Origin of the sequence: Trueperella sp. HMSC08B05 (assembly GCF_001808405.1) — a bacterium.
Classification (GTDB): Bacteria; Actinomycetota; Actinomycetes; order Actinomycetales; family Actinomycetaceae; genus Trueperella; species Trueperella bernardiae.
This window is the reverse complement of sequence record NZ_KV793230.1, coordinates 62,765-78,077: the sequence shown is the minus strand read 5'-3', so window position 1 is coordinate 78,077 and position 15,313 is coordinate 62,765. Positions and strand designations below refer to the sequence as shown.

The 15,313-nt window shown below is 65.1% G+C and carries 14 protein-coding genes; 13 read left to right on the top strand and 1 reads right to left on the bottom strand.

From position 1 onward, the window contains the following. Positions 1-4 precede the first annotated feature (4 nt). From caiA to HMPREF3167_RS01015, 6 genes are read left to right on the top strand one after another with little or no spacing between them, the layout of a single operon-like run. On the top strand, positions 5-1,138 hold the full coding sequence (gene caiA, locus HMPREF3167_RS01040; protein WP_070444971.1) for a crotonobetainyl-CoA dehydrogenase: 1,134 nt from the start codon (positions 5-7) through the stop codon (positions 1,136-1,138). Positions 1,139-1,160: 22 nt separating this feature from the next. Next, complete coding sequence (gene caiB / locus HMPREF3167_RS01035) at positions 1,161-2,369, top strand: L-carnitine CoA-transferase (protein WP_062613900.1); 1,209 nt, start codon at positions 1,161-1,163, stop codon at positions 2,367-2,369. Between the two features lie 36 nt (positions 2,370-2,405). Next, on the top strand, positions 2,406-3,929 hold the full coding sequence (locus tag HMPREF3167_RS01030; protein ID WP_244899195.1) for an AMP-binding protein: 1,524 nt from the start codon (positions 2,406-2,408) through the stop codon (positions 3,927-3,929). Positions 3,930-3,951: 22 nt separating this feature from the next. Further along, on the top strand, positions 3,952-4,830 hold the full coding sequence (locus HMPREF3167_RS01025; RefSeq protein ID WP_070444968.1) for a MaoC/PaaZ C-terminal domain-containing protein: 879 nt from the start codon (positions 3,952-3,954) through the stop codon (positions 4,828-4,830). Between the two features lie 47 nt (positions 4,831-4,877). Continuing rightward, the gene (locus HMPREF3167_RS01020) at positions 4,878-6,206 is read left to right on the top strand and encodes an MFS transporter (RefSeq protein ID WP_246783040.1); all 1,329 of its coding nucleotides are present in this window, start codon (positions 4,878-4,880) and stop codon (positions 6,204-6,206) included. After that, on the top strand, positions 6,206-6,820 hold the full coding sequence (locus HMPREF3167_RS01015; protein WP_070444965.1) for an MBL fold metallo-hydrolase: 615 nt from the start codon (positions 6,206-6,208) through the stop codon (positions 6,818-6,820). Before HMPREF3167_RS01020 ends, HMPREF3167_RS01015 begins: the two co-directional genes overlap by 1 nt. Here HMPREF3167_RS01015 and HMPREF3167_RS01010 read toward each other — a convergent pair. Further along, positions 6,797-7,468, bottom strand: a complete 672-nt coding sequence (locus tag HMPREF3167_RS01010; RefSeq protein ID WP_168160814.1) for a TetR/AcrR family transcriptional regulator — start codon at positions 7,466-7,468, stop codon at positions 6,797-6,799. The genes HMPREF3167_RS01015 and HMPREF3167_RS01010 overlap by 24 nt on opposite strands. 137 nt (positions 7,469-7,605) lie before the next feature. On the opposite strand from HMPREF3167_RS01010, the gene HMPREF3167_RS01005 reads away from it, so the two are divergent. The 7 genes from HMPREF3167_RS01005 to HMPREF3167_RS00975 all read left to right on the top strand — a co-directional run bounded on the left by HMPREF3167_RS01005 (position 7,606) and on the right by HMPREF3167_RS00975 (position 15,305). Further along, a complete protein-coding gene (locus HMPREF3167_RS01005) occupies positions 7,606-8,367 on the top strand; it encodes an electron transfer flavoprotein subunit beta/FixA family protein (RefSeq protein WP_070444959.1) in 762 nt (253 codons plus the stop codon). Positions 8,368-8,379: 12 nt separating this feature from the next. Then, positions 8,380-9,222: an electron transfer flavoprotein subunit alpha/FixB family protein gene (locus HMPREF3167_RS01000; RefSeq protein WP_062613904.1), complete on the top strand. Its 843-nt coding sequence runs from the start codon at positions 8,380-8,382 to the stop codon at positions 9,220-9,222. A gap of 2 nt (positions 9,223-9,224) precedes the next feature. After that, positions 9,225-10,517 (top strand): FAD-dependent oxidoreductase, encoded by a 1,293-nt coding sequence (locus HMPREF3167_RS00995; protein ID WP_062613905.1) that lies wholly within the window; start codon positions 9,225-9,227, stop codon positions 10,515-10,517. A gap of 1 nt (position 10,518) precedes the next feature. Next, complete coding sequence (locus HMPREF3167_RS00990) at positions 10,519-10,812, top strand: ferredoxin family protein (RefSeq protein WP_070444956.1); 294 nt, start codon at positions 10,519-10,521, stop codon at positions 10,810-10,812. Positions 10,813-11,116: 304 nt separating this feature from the next. Then, positions 11,117-11,947, top strand: a complete 831-nt coding sequence (locus tag HMPREF3167_RS00985) for a biotin--[acetyl-CoA-carboxylase] ligase (protein WP_070444953.1) — start codon at positions 11,117-11,119, stop codon at positions 11,945-11,947. A gap of 14 nt (positions 11,948-11,961) precedes the next feature. After that, on the top strand, positions 11,962-13,716 hold the full coding sequence (locus HMPREF3167_RS00980) for an acetyl/propionyl/methylcrotonyl-CoA carboxylase subunit alpha (RefSeq protein WP_083281007.1): 1,755 nt from the start codon (positions 11,962-11,964) through the stop codon (positions 13,714-13,716). A gap of 2 nt (positions 13,717-13,718) precedes the next feature. Then, positions 13,719-15,305 (top strand): acyl-CoA carboxylase subunit beta, encoded by a 1,587-nt coding sequence (locus HMPREF3167_RS00975; RefSeq protein WP_070444950.1) that lies wholly within the window; start codon positions 13,719-13,721, stop codon positions 15,303-15,305. The last annotated feature ends 8 nt before the right edge of the window (positions 15,306-15,313 follow it).

Sequence of the window (15,313 nt, the reverse complement as noted above, 5' to 3'; positions counted from 1 at the left end):
AACAATGGATTTCTCATTGACAGAAGAACAGCAACTGATGGCCGACACGTTCGTCGAGCTCATGGAGTCGCGCGCATGGGAGACGTACTTCAATGAGTGTGACGAGAACAAGGAATACCCGCAGGAGTGGGTTGAGGCCCTGTGCGAACTCGGCTTCGATCGCATCCTCCTGCCCGAGGAGTACGAGGGGCTTGGGCTCGGCTGGCAGGAGCTGACCGCGGTCTACGAGGCGCTCGGGCGCATGGGCGGCCCCACGTACGTGCTCTACCAGCTGCCGGGCTGGGGCACGATCATCCGCGAGGGCAGTGAGGAACAGAAGGCCACCATGTTCGAGTTCCTCGGCTCTGGCAAGCAGATGCTGAACTACGCCATGACCGAGCCGAGCGCGGGTTCGAACTGGGACGACATGCGGACCACCTACACGCGCCGGGACGGCAAGATCTACCTCAACGGTCACAAGACCTTCCAGACCTCCGGCATGAAGGTTCCCTACCTGGTGGTCATGGCGCGCAACGCAGAGGACATGTCCGTCTACTCGGAGTTCTTCGTCGACATGACGAAGGCCGGGATTACGCGCGAGCCGCTCAAGAAGCTCGGCCTGCGCATGGACTCGCTCGCCGAGGTCTACTTCGACGACGTCGAGCTCGACGAGTCCGACTTCTTCGGCACCGAGGGCGGCGCGTTTAAGCGCGGCGTCCAGGACTTCGATCTCGAGCGTTTCCTCGTGGCCCTGACCAACTACGGCCAGGCCTACTGCGCATTCGAAGACGCGGCCAAGTACGCCAACCAGCGCATCCAGGGCAAGGAAGCCATCGGGCGCACCCAGCTCATCCAGCTGAAGATGGCCGACATGATGATCGCCATCACCAACATGCGCAACATGCTCTACGAAATCGCGTGGAAGCACGACAACGGCCGCCTCGGCCGGGGTGACTGCTCGATGGCCAAGTACTACTGCTCGCAGGCCTCTTCGATGGTCATCGACCAGGCGCTGCAGATCCTGTCCGGAGTTGGCATCACCGGCGAGCACCGCGTCCAGCGTTTCTACCGCGACATCCGCGTGGACCGCGTGTCGGGTGGCACGGACGAGATGATGATCCTCGCCGCCGGCCGCGCCGCTCTCAAGGAATACCGCTAAAGGACCGAGGAAGGAAGTCATCATGGAAACCGTGAAGCCCTCGTTCGGAGTACTTGACGACGTCAAGGTCCTGTACTCCGCCGTGGAAATCGCAGCCCCGTCCGCCGCCGAGATCATGGCCGAGTGGGGAGCAGACGTCACCTGGATGGAGAACATCTGGACCGGTGATTCCGTGCGCGACACGAAGTGGGTCAAGGAGATGGAACGTCGCAACCAGCGCTCGATTTCCCTCCACCCCTTCTCCGATGAAGGCAAGGAGATCATCGCCAGGCTCGTCAAGGACGCCGACATCTTCATCGAATCCTCCAAGGGCCCCGCGTGGGCGCGCAAGGGGATCACCGACGAGTGGCTGTGGGAGATCAACCCCAAGCTCGTCATCGTTCACGTGTCCGGCTTCGGGCACTGGGGTGATGAGCAGAAGGTCAACGCCGCGGCCTACGACCTGACGGTCGCCGCCTACGCGGGCCTCGTCGCCCAAAACGGCACTCCCGAGCTGCCCACCAACCTCCACCCGTACACTGCCGACTACGTCAACTCGCTCATGGTGGTCTCCTCCGCGCTCGCGGCCTTGCACAAGGCCCAGATCACGGGCCAGGGCGAATCGATCGATCTTGCCATGTATGAGACGGCGCTGCGCGTGGGTACCTACTACATGATGGATTACCTCAACGACGGCGTGAAGTACCCGCGCCCGGGTGGCCGCCATCAGAATCTGTGCGCGATTGGCATCTACGAGTGCGAGGACGGGTTCCTCGGACTGTGCTGCTACGGAGTCGACCAGAACAAGTACCTGCTCGAGACCATCGGCCTGGGCGAGCTGTGGGGAACCGAGGAGTACCCGGAGGATACCTCCGCGCTGTGGCTTGACGGGCCGAAGGCGGATCTCATCCAGGAGCGCCTCACCGAGTACCTCAAGACTCAAAAGCGCTACGACGTCGAGCGCGACTTTTCCGCCCACCGCATCGCCGCCCAGGTGGTGATGGAGTTCGAAGACATCCTCGCGGAAGACCATGTGGCCAAGCGTGAGAACTTCATCGAGTGGGAGAACGCGGATGGCGTGAAGGTGCGCGGCTTGAACACCGTGCCGAAGTTTGCGCGTAATCCTGGCGGATTCTGGCGGCCGATGCCCCCGCTCGGCGGGGACACGCGAGACGTCCTCGAGCGGGCCGGCTTCTCCGAGGAGGACATCGAGCGGTTCGCGAAGTCGGGCAAGGTCAAGTTCGCCAACTAGCGAGCGCGGACACGATGAACAGATTGGAGGTGTGAGGTGATTACTCAAGCGCAGGGGCTGACGTTGTTTGACATCTGGGACAGCCAGGTGCGGTTGCGGCCGCAGGCGGAGTTTCTCGTCTACGAAGACCACGCGTGCGATACCGTGCGGACCTGGACCTACCGGGAGTTCGACGAGGAGATCAACCGCACCTCCAATCTGTTCTTGTCCCGGGGAATCGGGGCCGGTGACGCGGTTGCCGTCCAGCTCAACAACTGCCCCGAGCTCATCGAGTGCATCTTCGCACTGTGCCGGATCGGCGCGATCTACGTGCCGATCCACCCGGAGTACACCGTGGAAGAAGCCAGGACGATCATGGCCGATTGCGATGCGCACACGCTCGTGATCGAGCAGTGCTTCTTGGATTTCGACCCGGCTTACGGCGAGGGGCTCGACACGATCGTGGTTGGGGGAGACTGTGTCGATGTGTGCTTCACACAGCTCAAGCAGACCCAGGCCATCACCGCTCCCGCTCGGCGCGTTGAACCGATGCCGATCATGGAGATCCTCTACACGTCAGGGACGACGTCGGCGCCGAAGGGCGTGATGATCACCGAGCAGAACTTCGTCTTCTCGGGGTACTACGTCAACTGGCAACTCCAGATGCGCGAAACCGACAGGTACGTGACGACGATGGCGGCAAGCCACGTCAACATGCAGCTCAGCGCGCTGGCACCTGTTGTGACGGCGGGTGCCACGCTGGTCCTGCTGCGCCGATACTCGGCCAGGCGCTTCTGGACGCAGGTGCGCAAGCATGGCGGGACCCTCGTGCAGGCCATGGCCATGATGGCGAAGACCATGATGGCTCAGCCGGTGAGCCCGGGTGAGACCGAGCACGACGTGCGGGAGGTCCACTACTTCCTGCCCATGTCAGCCGCGGACAAGGAGCGTTTCGAAGCTCGCTTCAACGTGCGCCTGCTCAACAACTACGGCTCGACCGAGGACCTGGTGGGGGTGGTGACGGACTATCCCACCGGGCCCCGCAACTGGCCATCGATCGGCCGTGTCGGCCCCGGCTACAACGCGCGGATCATGGGTGACGACGGCGAGCTCGGGCCCGGCCAGGTGGGCGAGATCCAGATCCAGGGGGTGCCCGGCGTGTCGCTCATGGCGGGCTACTGGAAGAAGCCCGAGCTCACGGCGCAGACCCTCGTGGACGGCTGGCTGCGCACCGGCGATTTCGGTTACGTCGATGAGGAGGGGTGGATCTACTTCACCGACCGTCACACCGACATCATCAAGCGCTCGGGGGAGAACATCTCGTGCGCCGAGGTCGAATCGGTCCTCGCCCGTTACCCGGGAATCGCTGAGGTGGCGGTGGTCGGCGTCGAGGACTCGATTAGGGATCAGGCCGTCAAGGCCGCGATTGTCGCCGAGCCCGGGGCCAGGATCGACGTCGATGACCTCACCGAGTTTTGCCGGAGCTATTTGGCCTACTTCAAGATCCCCACCGTTATCACCTTCCTCGACGCCCTTCCGCGCGGCACGTACGGAAAAGTCCTCAAGTCAGAACTCAAGTAGATACAGTGAAAGGAATTGAACAATGACGATCAAGACCGAGATGGTTGGACAGACCTTTGGTCCGTTCATCCGCGAATACACCTTCCGTGATCTTGAGCTATTTGCCCTGGGTTGCGGTGCGGGAATTGACGGCCGCGATGGCCTGGAGTACCTCAACGAGAAGGACGAGCGCAACCCGCAGCTCAAGGTCCTGCCGATGTTTGGAGCCATGCTCATTGTTGATTCGGAAGTGACCCGGACCATCGACTACGGCTATAACTACGCCGGCTCCCTGCACTGGGGGTTCGACATCCGCTTCCACCAGCCGATCACGAAGATGGCCGACACCGTGCAGACCAAGGTCAAGCTCGAAGGACTCTACGACCGCGGTGAGGGGCGGGGCCTGCTCGCCCAGCATATCGGCGACACCTACGATTCGGACGGCAACCTCCTGTTCACGAACGAGTCCTGGGACTGCCTCATTTACGACGGCGGCTGGGGCGGCCCGGCCGCGCCGAAGGACATCGTTGACATGCCCGAGCGCGAGCCGGATGTCGAGGTGGCCGAGCGCATTCCTGAGAACCAGGCGCTGATCTACCGCCTGTCGGGTGACTACCACCCGCAGCATATCGACTGGGATTACGCGGCAGCCAACGGCGAACCGCGCCCGATCCTCCACGCGATCTCGTATGCGGGCATTGTCATGCGCCACGCGATCAACGAGTTCATGCCGGGCGAACCGGAGCGCATCAAGCGTTTCAAGACCCGCATCACCTCGCCCGTCCACCCGGGCACCACGCTGAAGACCCAGCTGTGGAAGGTCGGTCCCGGCGAACTGCGCTTCCGCCTGGTCGACGTCGACGTCGAAGAGACGGGCGCGAAGCCGCACCTGAACTGGGGAATCATCGAATTCGAAGGGTAGAACGCGTTGGATCCCATGAGTGGGTCGAGCCAAAGAAAGGAGTAACCGTGAACAACGAGCAAAAAGTCAGCCTCGACGATATCGGGATGTCGCCATTCCTCGTGCGGCTCACCGCGTTTTCTGCCGGTGGCCCGTTCCTGGAGGGCTACGTCCACGCGATCATCGGCGTGGCCTTGCTCAAGATGGTTCCCGACCTGGGTATTGACGATACCTGGAAGGGAATGATCGGCGTTGCCGCCCTCGTTGGTCTTTTCTTTGGCGCCATCTTCGGTGGTTACTTGACGGACCTCATTGGCCGAAAGCGGATGTTCATCATCGACGTGATGTCCATTGCGGTGCTCTCGGTCCTGTGCATGTTCGTGAGCGGCCCACTCATGGTGGTCCTTTTGCGTTTCCTTATCGGCGTGGCCGTTGGCGCGGATTACCCCATTGCCACGTCCATCATCGCCGAATTCACCCCGCGCAGGTATCGGGCGATCACGATGGGTTTCCTCGCGGCCGTGTGGTACCTCGGCGCGAACGCCTCGTACCTGGTGGGCTACTTCCTGCTTGACATCGACAACGGTTGGCGGTGGATGCTCGGCTCGTCGGTCATCCCGTGCGTCGTCATCCTTCTTGGCCGCTGGTCGATCCCGGAATCGCCGCGGTGGCTCATGTCGAAGGGGCGCCACGAGGACGCGGCGAGGATCGTACGCGAAACCTTCGGCCAGAACGTGGTGATCGAGGACGAGGTGGCCGAGCATACGTCCTACTCCGCGATCTTCCGCCGGCCCTACTTCAAGCGCATGATCTTCGTCGGGATCATTTGGCTGTGCCAGGCCATCCCGATGTTCGCGGTCTACACCTACGGCCCGGATATCATCGCCGCCTTCGGTCTGGGCGAGGGCAGGGCTGCCCTCATCGGGGAGCTGGTCATCGGCACGTTCTTCATGCTCGGAACGATCCCTGCGATGTTCCTCGCGGAGTACTGGGGCCGCCGCCCGCTGTGCATCTGGTCCTTCGTCATCATGACGGGCGCCCTCGCCATCCTGGGCGTCGTGCCCGCCACCTCGATGGCCTTCGTCATCATTGTTTTCGGCATCTACGCCTTGGCGTCGGGCGGGCCCGGCAATCTGCAGTGGCTCTACCCGAACGAGATCTTCCCGACCTCAATTCGGGCTTCAGCGATGGGCACGGCGATGGCCTTCTCACGCATCTCTACCGTGATCTCGATCTTCGTCCTGCCCGGCTTGCTGTCCACCTACGGCAATGGCCCGATGATGGTCGCCGGCGCGCTGATCTCGCTCATTGGCCTCATCGTCTCGATCGCGTGGGCGCCCGAGACCCGCGGCCTCACCCTGACCGAGGCCGGTTCGAGCGAGTGGAAGGAACGGTAATGTACAGCATCGATGTGCGGGTGGTGGGCTCGTGGAAGGCGAACTGCTACCTGTTGCAGTCCGACTCCGGCGTCGTCATGATCGACCCGGGAGCTGAACCCGAGGTACTCCTTCGCGCCCTGGGGGAGCGCAAGCTGGAGGCCATCCTCCTCACGCACTGCCACTCCGACCACATCGGGGCAGTCAACGAATTGGTCGCCGCCACGGGGGCTCCCGTCTACATTGGCGTGCACGACGCCGTCGGCGCAGCTGACCCCCGACTGTCCGGGTTCGCCGACGAGGGCTCGGACTACGCGGTCGAGGAGGTGACGGCCGAGTGGGACGATGAGACGATCTTCAGCTGGTCGGGCGGCAGGCTCCACGTGATCGCCACACCGGGCCACACGCCAGGATCGATCTGCCTCCTCGACGCCGACAACGAGGTGCTCTACACGGGCGACACGCTCTTTTCCAACGGGATCGGCTCCACGCAGTACGCGCGGGCAAACAGGCGCGACCTGCTCACGTCGCTCAAGAAGCTGGGCACCCTGCCCGACGACATCCGGGTGCTCCCTGGGCACGGGCAGCCAACCACGATGGGAACAGAAAAGCTACGAAATCCGTATTTGGTATGACATCGACCCGGTGTCATACACCCCAAGCTCGCCGGCCGACCTGACGGGCCGGGGCACGAAGTCAAGATGAGGAAGGAGGTCAGTGATCAGGTCATGAGCGTACTCAGGAATCCTTTCCAGGAAGCAGTCAACATCGTTGGGCGGAAGCCAGATGGAGCGCAGGAGCACGGAACCCTCGATGGCGTCCACCAAGCGCACGATCGACACGTCAGACGGGATCTCGCCTGCCTTCTTGTAGTACCACAAGCCTTGGCGCAGGGTCTCCAGCGGGTCGGTGCAGACGTACCGGCACGCTTGCTGGACCACGGGTACATCCGTGGGCGCCTCGACGATGAGTCGGCGGATGGCGGCAGAGTATCGGCCGAGGTAGGCGTGCATGCGCGCGTCAATTTCCTCGAAGAGCACGTCGTACAGGGTCTTCCCCGTGAACTGGCGGCGGGGATAGGCGTGATGAAACGCCGTGAGCAACAGGGTTTCGGCGGTAGGCCAGCGCGAGTACAGCGAGGACTTCCCAACGCGTGCGCGTTCGGCGACCTTCGTCAGATTAAAGCCGCTCCAGCCGGTTTCGCCGTAAAGCAGGAGGGCGGCGTCGTAGACGCGCTCGTGAAGAGAGAGCGTCGCTTCTTCCTGAGGCGCCGTTATCGACAACGAGGTCACTCCCTTCTTCCCGTCGTTGGAAAAGTACAGACAGTCTAACCCTTACCAAGAACCGACAACAGACCAAATAGCAAGACAGGCACCTTCGCGGGTGCTGACAACTACCGAAAATCACAGAAGGAGTGGAAATGTCCATCATCGTGGCATACAAGTACGCGGGTAATCCGCAGGACGCGAAGGTCAGTTCCGACGGCGTCGTCGATTGGGCGCGAGTGAAGAAGGCGGTGTCCGAATACGACCCGGTCGCGGTGGAGCTCGCCAAGAGCCTCGCCGCCGAGGGCGCCGGCGAGGTCGTCGGCGTGTGCGTGGGCGGGGCGGACGTCGCCTCGTCGCTGGCCAAGAAGAACGCCCTGTCCAAGGGGCTCGACCGCGCGCTCGTGGTGGCCGACGACGCGACCGCGGACTGGTCGAACACGCAGACCGCTGCGGCTCTCGCCGAGCTGGTCAAGAGGGTCGATGACGTCAAGGCCGTCTTCACCGGCGACGCTTCGGTGGACGAGGGCGCCGGCGTCATGGGTCCGCTCCTCGCGGGCGCGCTCGGCTGGCCCTGCCTGCTCGAAGTCCTCTCGGTTGAGACGGCCGGCGACGGCGTGAAGATCCGCCAGCGCACCGAGTCCGGTACCCGGACGGTCGAAACCTCCGGGCCCGTGGTGCTGAGCGCGGCCACGGACGCGGTCGAGGTCAAGGCCGCGTCGATGAAGGAGATCCTTGCGGCGGGCAAGAAGCCGCTGGAGACCGTTGCCCTGGCCGACCTCACGGTGGCGGAGGTGGGCCGCAACGTCCAGGCGGCTCGCCAGCCTGAGATGCGCGAGCGCAAGAAGATGGTTTTTGAGGGAGACAACGCGGCGGCGCAGCTGATCGACGCGCTCAAGGCCGACGGTATTTTGTAAAGGAGAGAACACATGTCGACCATTATTGCTTTGAATTCCAACGTCTCGACGATGCTTGCCTGGGCGAACGAACTGCCCGGTGAGGCCGCCGTCATCTCTGTCGGTTCTCCCGACCTGCCGATGGCCCACGCCGACGTGGCGCTGGGCGAGGGCGTCCCGGAGGAGGCCGTCGCTGCCGGCCTCGCCGCCCACGTCGACACCACCGGCTTCGTCTTCCTGCCCGCCACCCCGGCCGGGCGCGTGTTTGCCGGCGCGATCGCCGCGGCGGCAGGCCTGCCCGTCGTCACCGGCGCCAAGGGCGTGCGCGATGGCAAGGTGCTCGCCGCCCGCTTCGGCGGCATTGTCGAGGAGGAGATCGGAGCCCCCGCCGTCGTCCTCGTCTCGGGAGGCGCGCCGGTTGAGGGCGAGCCCGTGGCCGGAGATCCGCTGGCTGCCGACGCCGCCGATCTGCGCGTGAGCGCCACCGAGAGCGCCGAGACCAAGTCGGTCAACCTCGGCGCGGCGAAGAAGATCGTGGCTGTGGGCCGCGGCTTCAAGAATGAGGACGACCTCAAGCTGGCCTTCGACCTCGCCTCCAAGATGGGTGCAGAAGTGGCCTGCTCGCGGCCGATCGCCGAGGGCAACAACTGGCTCGGGCGCGACCGCTACGTGGGCGTATCCGGTCAGCACGTGACCCCCGACCTCTACCTCGCCGCCGGCATCTCCGGCCAGATCCAGCACACCGCGGGCATGAACGAGGCCAAGACGGTCGTCGTCGTGAACTCGGACAAGAACGCACCCTACTTCGAGCAGGCCGACTACGGCATCGTGGGCGACCTGTACTCGGTGCTGCCGGCCCTGACCGAAGCGCTGTAGCCATGGCAGAGGTGGATTTCGACGTCATTGTGGTCGGCGGCGGCGTGGCAGGATCAGTCTGTTCCTACCTGCTCGCCAAAGACGGCTATGAGGTTTTGCTGATCGAGCGCGGTGTCGAGCCGGGGTCGAAGAACCTGTCCGGCGGCGTGTTCTACTGCCGCGTCATGCAGGAGATCTTCGATAACTTCCTCGAGGAGGCACCCATCGAGCGCGTCATCACGCGCAATTGCCTGAGTTTCCTCAACAAGGACAACTTCGTCAACATTGACTACTGGGACGGCCGACTGAGCGAACCGGTCAACGCCGTGACGGTGCTTCGCGCGAAGTTCGATCCGTGGCTCGCCGAGCAGTGCGAGAACGTGGGCGTGACCGTCATGCCCGGCGTCAAGGTCGACGAACTGGTTCGCGACGGCGGCCAGTTCGTGGGCGTGCGCGCCGGCGAGGACGAGCTACGCGCTCATGTCGTGGTGGCAGCCGACGGCGTCAACTCCTTCCTCTCCCAGTATGCGGGCATCCGCGCCAAGGAGCCGAAGGAGAACCTGGCCGTGGGCGTCAAGTCGGTCATCGCCCTCGACCCGGAGGTGATCGCGGAGCGCTTCAACCTGACGGGCGACGAGGGCGCGGCGTACGCCGTCGTGGGTGATTGCACCCAGGGCGTGGCCGGAGGCGGCTTCATGTACACCAACCGCGACTCCATCTCGATTGGTATCGTGGCCCGCCTCGACGACCTCGAGAAGTCGGGCAAGAGCTCCTCCGATTTGCACGACCACTTCCTCACCCACCCGGCGATCGCGCCGTTCCTCAAGGACGGCGAGCTCCTCGAATACGGGTGCCACCTGGTGGCCGAGGGCGGGAAGAAGATGCAGCACGACCTGGTCCACCGCGGACTCCTCGTCATCGGAGACGCCGCGGGATTCACGCTGAACACGGGCTTTACCGTGCGCGGCATGGATCTCGCGGCAGGCTCGGCCCGCGCCGCGGCCTCGGTGATTTCCGACGCGCTCAAGGCCAAGGATTTCTCTGCCGAGGCGCTGGGGAAGTATGTCGAGGAGTACAACGCCTCGTTCGTCGGCAAGGACATGGACACCTATGCCAAGGCCCCGGACTTCCTCGAAAACCCGGCGATGTACGGGGACGTGGGGGAGCTGGTCGCAGACGTCCTCCACGGCGTCTACAACCACGACCTCACGCCGCGTAAGCCGCTGCTCAAGGTCGTCATGGGCGCGGTGAAGAGGTCTCGCCTATCCCTGGCGGGGCTTGCGAAACTCGGTATCAGTGCTGTGAGGTCGATGTAAGATGGCAAGCTTCGAACCGGGAACGATCAATGATCGTTTGGCGATGAACGTCTACGAGATTGACGAGGGCAATCCCCACATCGTGGTCAACCAGGAGCGCGTGCGTGAGACCGGCGCGGCGAAGCTGTTGGTCAACGTGTGTCCGGCCCACGTGTACTCGGAAGAAAACGGCGAGGTTGCGGTGGAATACGCCGCCTGTCTCGAATGCGGCACGTGCCTTGCGGTCGCCCCGCCAGGGACGCTGACGTGGCACTACCCGGCAAGCTCGATGGGAGTGGTCTACCGCGAGGGGTAGGAGCGCCGGGCGTTTGAAAACACTGGACGATTCCGGGGCGATCTTCGTATATGCGCAGATCGCCCCGGAATCGTCCAAAGTTTTTTAATCTGGCCGAGCGATGAGGGGCGCCCAGGAGAGTAGCCCCTCCGCAGCCCCTGCCCTTGGTGCCAAAACGCGCCGACGCGTCGCAAGTTACGGTTTAGTAACAATGATCACGGGCGCCCGCATCTTCCCGCACCAGGGCGTCAGGTGCCCGACCACACGATGGACAACGAGTCGCTAACTTACCCTACCGTTGGGTAACTTGCGTTAGTCTGTCCACATGATTGGCCTCGTTGACCACCGCCGGAGCGTCACCTCCACTCAGGACGTGCTGGGCACCCTCGCGCACGCCCCGCACCTGACCACGATCCGTGCCGACGTCCAGATCCGCGGCCGCGGCCGCCTGGGCCGCACGTGGGAGTCGGGCGCGGGCCGCTCGCTGCTCGCCTCCACGCTCGTGGTTCTTCCCGCCACTGCCGCCCTGCGCGAGCGCGGCGGCTTCCTCACCCTCATCGGCGCGCTGTCGATGCGCGCGGCCCTCGCCGACTTCGGCGCGCCCGCGAAGGTCAAGTTCCCCAACGATGTGGTCATCCGCGGCCGCAAGATCTGCGGCGTGCTTGGGGAGTTCTACGCCGACATGTCCGCCGCGCGCGGGGAGCTAAGCGCCGCGATTGGCGTGGGCGCCAACGTCTTCCAGGAGGGCGACGAGCTATTTGAGGGCGCCACCTCGCTTGCCGCCGAGGGCCTCCTTCCCGCCGAGGGCCTCCGTCCCGACGACGCCGACCCCGCCGGCATCCTCCTCGATCGCTACCTTGCCGAGCTCGCGGCGCGGGTCGAAGCCTTCGCCGCCGATCCGAACGCCCCCGCCACTGCGCCCATCATCGCCGAGCTCAACGTCCACCTCGCCCAGCGCGGGCAGCAGGTGAGCGTGGCGGGCCGCACCGGCGTCGTTGACGAGATCGGGCCGGACGGCGAGCTCATCCTCACCGCCGCCACCGCCCCCGCGTCCACCAGCGTCCCCGCGCCCAGCGCTCGACCCGAGGTGGCCACCCCCGCACGCATTCGGGTCTACCCGCACGAGGTGGCCATGTTCGCCGAGCACAACTGCTGACAGAAAGGACCTCAATGAAGATCCTCATCGCCAACCGCTCCGAGATCGCCCTGCGCGTGATCCGCACGGCTACGGAGCTGGGAATCGACACCGTGGTCGGCTACGCGGACGCCGACTTCGACACCCCGTTTACGCGCGCGTCCGGTGAGGCCCACGCACTCGGTGGCGACACGCTGGCCGAGACCTACATGAACGGTGACAAGCTCATCGAGCTCGCGCGCGCCACCGGCGCCGCCGCCGTCCACCCCGGCTACGGCTTCCTCTCCGAAAGTCCAGAGTTCGCCGAGGCCGTCGTGGCTGCGGGCCTGACGTGGATTGGGCCGTCGGCGGACACGCTGCGCGAGCTGGGGGACAAGATCAGCGCTCGCCAGCTGGCCGAGCGCGTTGGCGTCCAGCCGGTGCCGGGTATCTCCGAGCAGATCAGCGGCCGGGCCGAGGTGGAGGACTTTGTGGCCCGCTGGGGCTACCCGGTCGTAACGAAGAAGGCCGACGGGGGCGGTGGGCGCGGCATCACCATCATTCGCGACGACGCCGGGCTCGACCACTTCTTCCAGGCCGCCGGCCCCGACCCGCAGGGCGTGTTTGTGGAGAAGTTCCTCGAGACCGCACGGCACGTAGAGACTCAGTGCATGCGCGACGTCCACGGCAACTTCGCCGTGGTCTCCACGCGTGACTGCTCGGTCCAGCGCCGCAACCAAAAGCTCATCGAGGAGGCCCCCGCGCCTGGGCTCACGACCGAACAGGAGGCGACGCTCGAGCGCTACTCGCAAGCCCTGTTCGACGGGGCCGGCTTCGTGGGGCTGGGCACGTGCGAGTTCCTCGTGGGGGAGGAGATCTTCTTCCTCGAGGTCAACCCGCGCTTGCAGGTGGAGCACACGGTGTCCGAGGAGATCACGGGCCTTGATCTTGTGGCCGAGCAGATCCGTATCGCCCGCGGCGAGGCCATCAGCCCGGTCCCATCCCCGCGCGCGCATTCCTTCGAGTTCCGCATCACGTGCGAGGACCCGGCGCGCGACATGCAACCCTCGCAGGGCACCGTCGCGGCCCTCACCTGGCCGCTCGGCCACGGCGTTCGTATCGAGACCGGGGTGGTGGCCGGCGACGTCGTTACCTCCGGTTTCGACTCGATGCTCGCCAAGGTCATCGTCACTGCTCCCACGCGCGACGCCGCCATCGCCCGTTCCCTGCGCGCACTCGGCGAGTTCCGCCTGGACGGGCTGGCCACCCCGGTCCCGCTCTACCGTGACATCATCGCCGACCCCGACTTCGCCGCCCTCCACTACTCCACGCGCTGGTTCGAGGAGTCCTTCCTCCCCGCCTGGAACGCCGAGCATGCCGAGCACGCTGGCACGACGCCGGCGCCCGCCCCCGCGGAGGCGCCCGCCGAGCGGCAGACCTTTACCATCGAGATCGACGGGCGTCAGGCCACCCTCACCGTGCCCAAAGGCATGTTCGCCCAGGGAGCGCCCCAAACCCCGCGTCCTCAGCCCCTGCGCCGCTCCTCTCGCTCCAGGACGGTGCCAGAGGCTGGAGAGGCGGCCAGCGGCGACGTCCGCTCGCCGATCCAGGCGATCGTGGTGCGGGTGGTGACGGAGCCGGGTGCCGTCGTCGCCGAAGGAGACCTGCTGGTGGTGCTCGAGTCCATGAAGATGGAGAGCTACGTCTATGCCCCGCTGGCCGGCCGAGTGGAGGACGTGGCCGTGGAGGCCGGCTCGAACGTGGCGGCCGGCACCGCCCTGCTGACCATCACCCCCGAAGAGAAGGAGTGACCATGTCTCACATTGTTGACGAATCCTTAACGATTGACACTACCTCGCGCGAGATCGACCGGGAGGCCTTCATCGCCTACGCCGCCTCGCTCTCGGTGAAGGCGGAGGGCAAGGCGCTCGAGCGCCAGCACGCCAAGTCAAAGCTCACGGCCCGCGAGCGCATCGCCACCCTCCTGGACGAGGGCAGTTTTTCCGAGATCGGCCAGTTCGTGGGCGGGAATGTGGCCCAGGGCTTTGCCGGCGCGGCGGTGGTGTGCGGGCTGGGCACGATCGGCGGGCGGCGCGTGGCCGTCTACGCCCAGGACTTCTCGGTGCAGGGCGGCACGCTCGGCGAGGCCGAGGGTAACAAGATCATCGCCACGATTGACAAGGCACTGTCCCTGCGTATCCCCGTGATCGGGATCATGGATTCGGGCGGCGCGCGCATCCAGGACGGCGTGGTGGCCCTTGGCCAGTACGGACGCATCTTCAAGCGCACGTGCGCCGCCTCCGGCGTTATCCCGCAGATCTCGTTGATCCTCGGCCCGTGCGCTGGGGGAGCGGTGTACTCCCCGGCCTTGACCGACTTCATTATCATGACCCGCGAGACCTCGCACATGTTCGTCACCGGCCCGGACGTGGTGCGGGCGACGACGGGCGAGGACGTCTCCTTCGCCGACCTCGGCGGGGCGCAGGTCCACAACTTCCAGTCCGGCGTGGCCCACTACCTGGCCGAGGACGAGGAGGACGCGCTCGACTACACCCGCACGCTTCTCACCTACCTGCCAGCCAACTGCGACGACCAGGTCCCCGCCTACGACTTCGACCTGGCGCTCGCGCCTGCGGCCCCCGCGGACCTGTCGGCCCTGGTACCCGAATCGACGAAGGTGCCCTACGACGTCGTCGAAGTTATCGAAGCAATCGTGGACTATGGCGAGTTCGTGCAGATCCAGGAGTTCTTCGCCCGCAACATCGTGATCGGCTTCGCCTGCATCGAGGGCCGCTCGGTGGGGATCGTGGCGAACCAACCACTGCACGACGCCGGCACGCTCGACGTGGACGCTTCGGAGAAGGCGGCCCGCTTCGTTCAGTTCTGCGACGCCTTCAAGATCCCCGTGGTCACGCTGGTGGACGTGCCGGGCTACCGGCCGGGCACCGAGCAGGAGCAAGCCGGTATTATTCGCCGCGGCGCGAAGCTCATCTGGTCTTATGCCACCGCCTCGGTGCCGCTGGTGACCGTCATACTGCGTAAAGCCTACGGAGGGGCCTACATCGTCATGGGCTCCAAGTCGTTGGGCGGGGACCTCGTCTACGCCTGGCCCGGCGCCGAAATCGCGGTGCTCGGGGCCGACGGCGCCGTGGCGATCGTCCACCGCCGTGAGCTTAAGGCCGCCGAGGCTGAGGGTCGTGGCGACGAGGTGTTCGCCGAGCTGTCCGCCCGCTACACCCGCGAGAACGTCAACCCCTACCTGTCCGTGGCACGCGGCGAGCTCGATGGCATCATTGCCCCGAACGCCACCCGCTCCACCATCGCGGTCTCGCTCGAGGCCCTCCAGTCCAAAACCACCATCCACCAGGGCCCTGCCCGACACGGCAACATGCCGATGTAGCCCAAGGA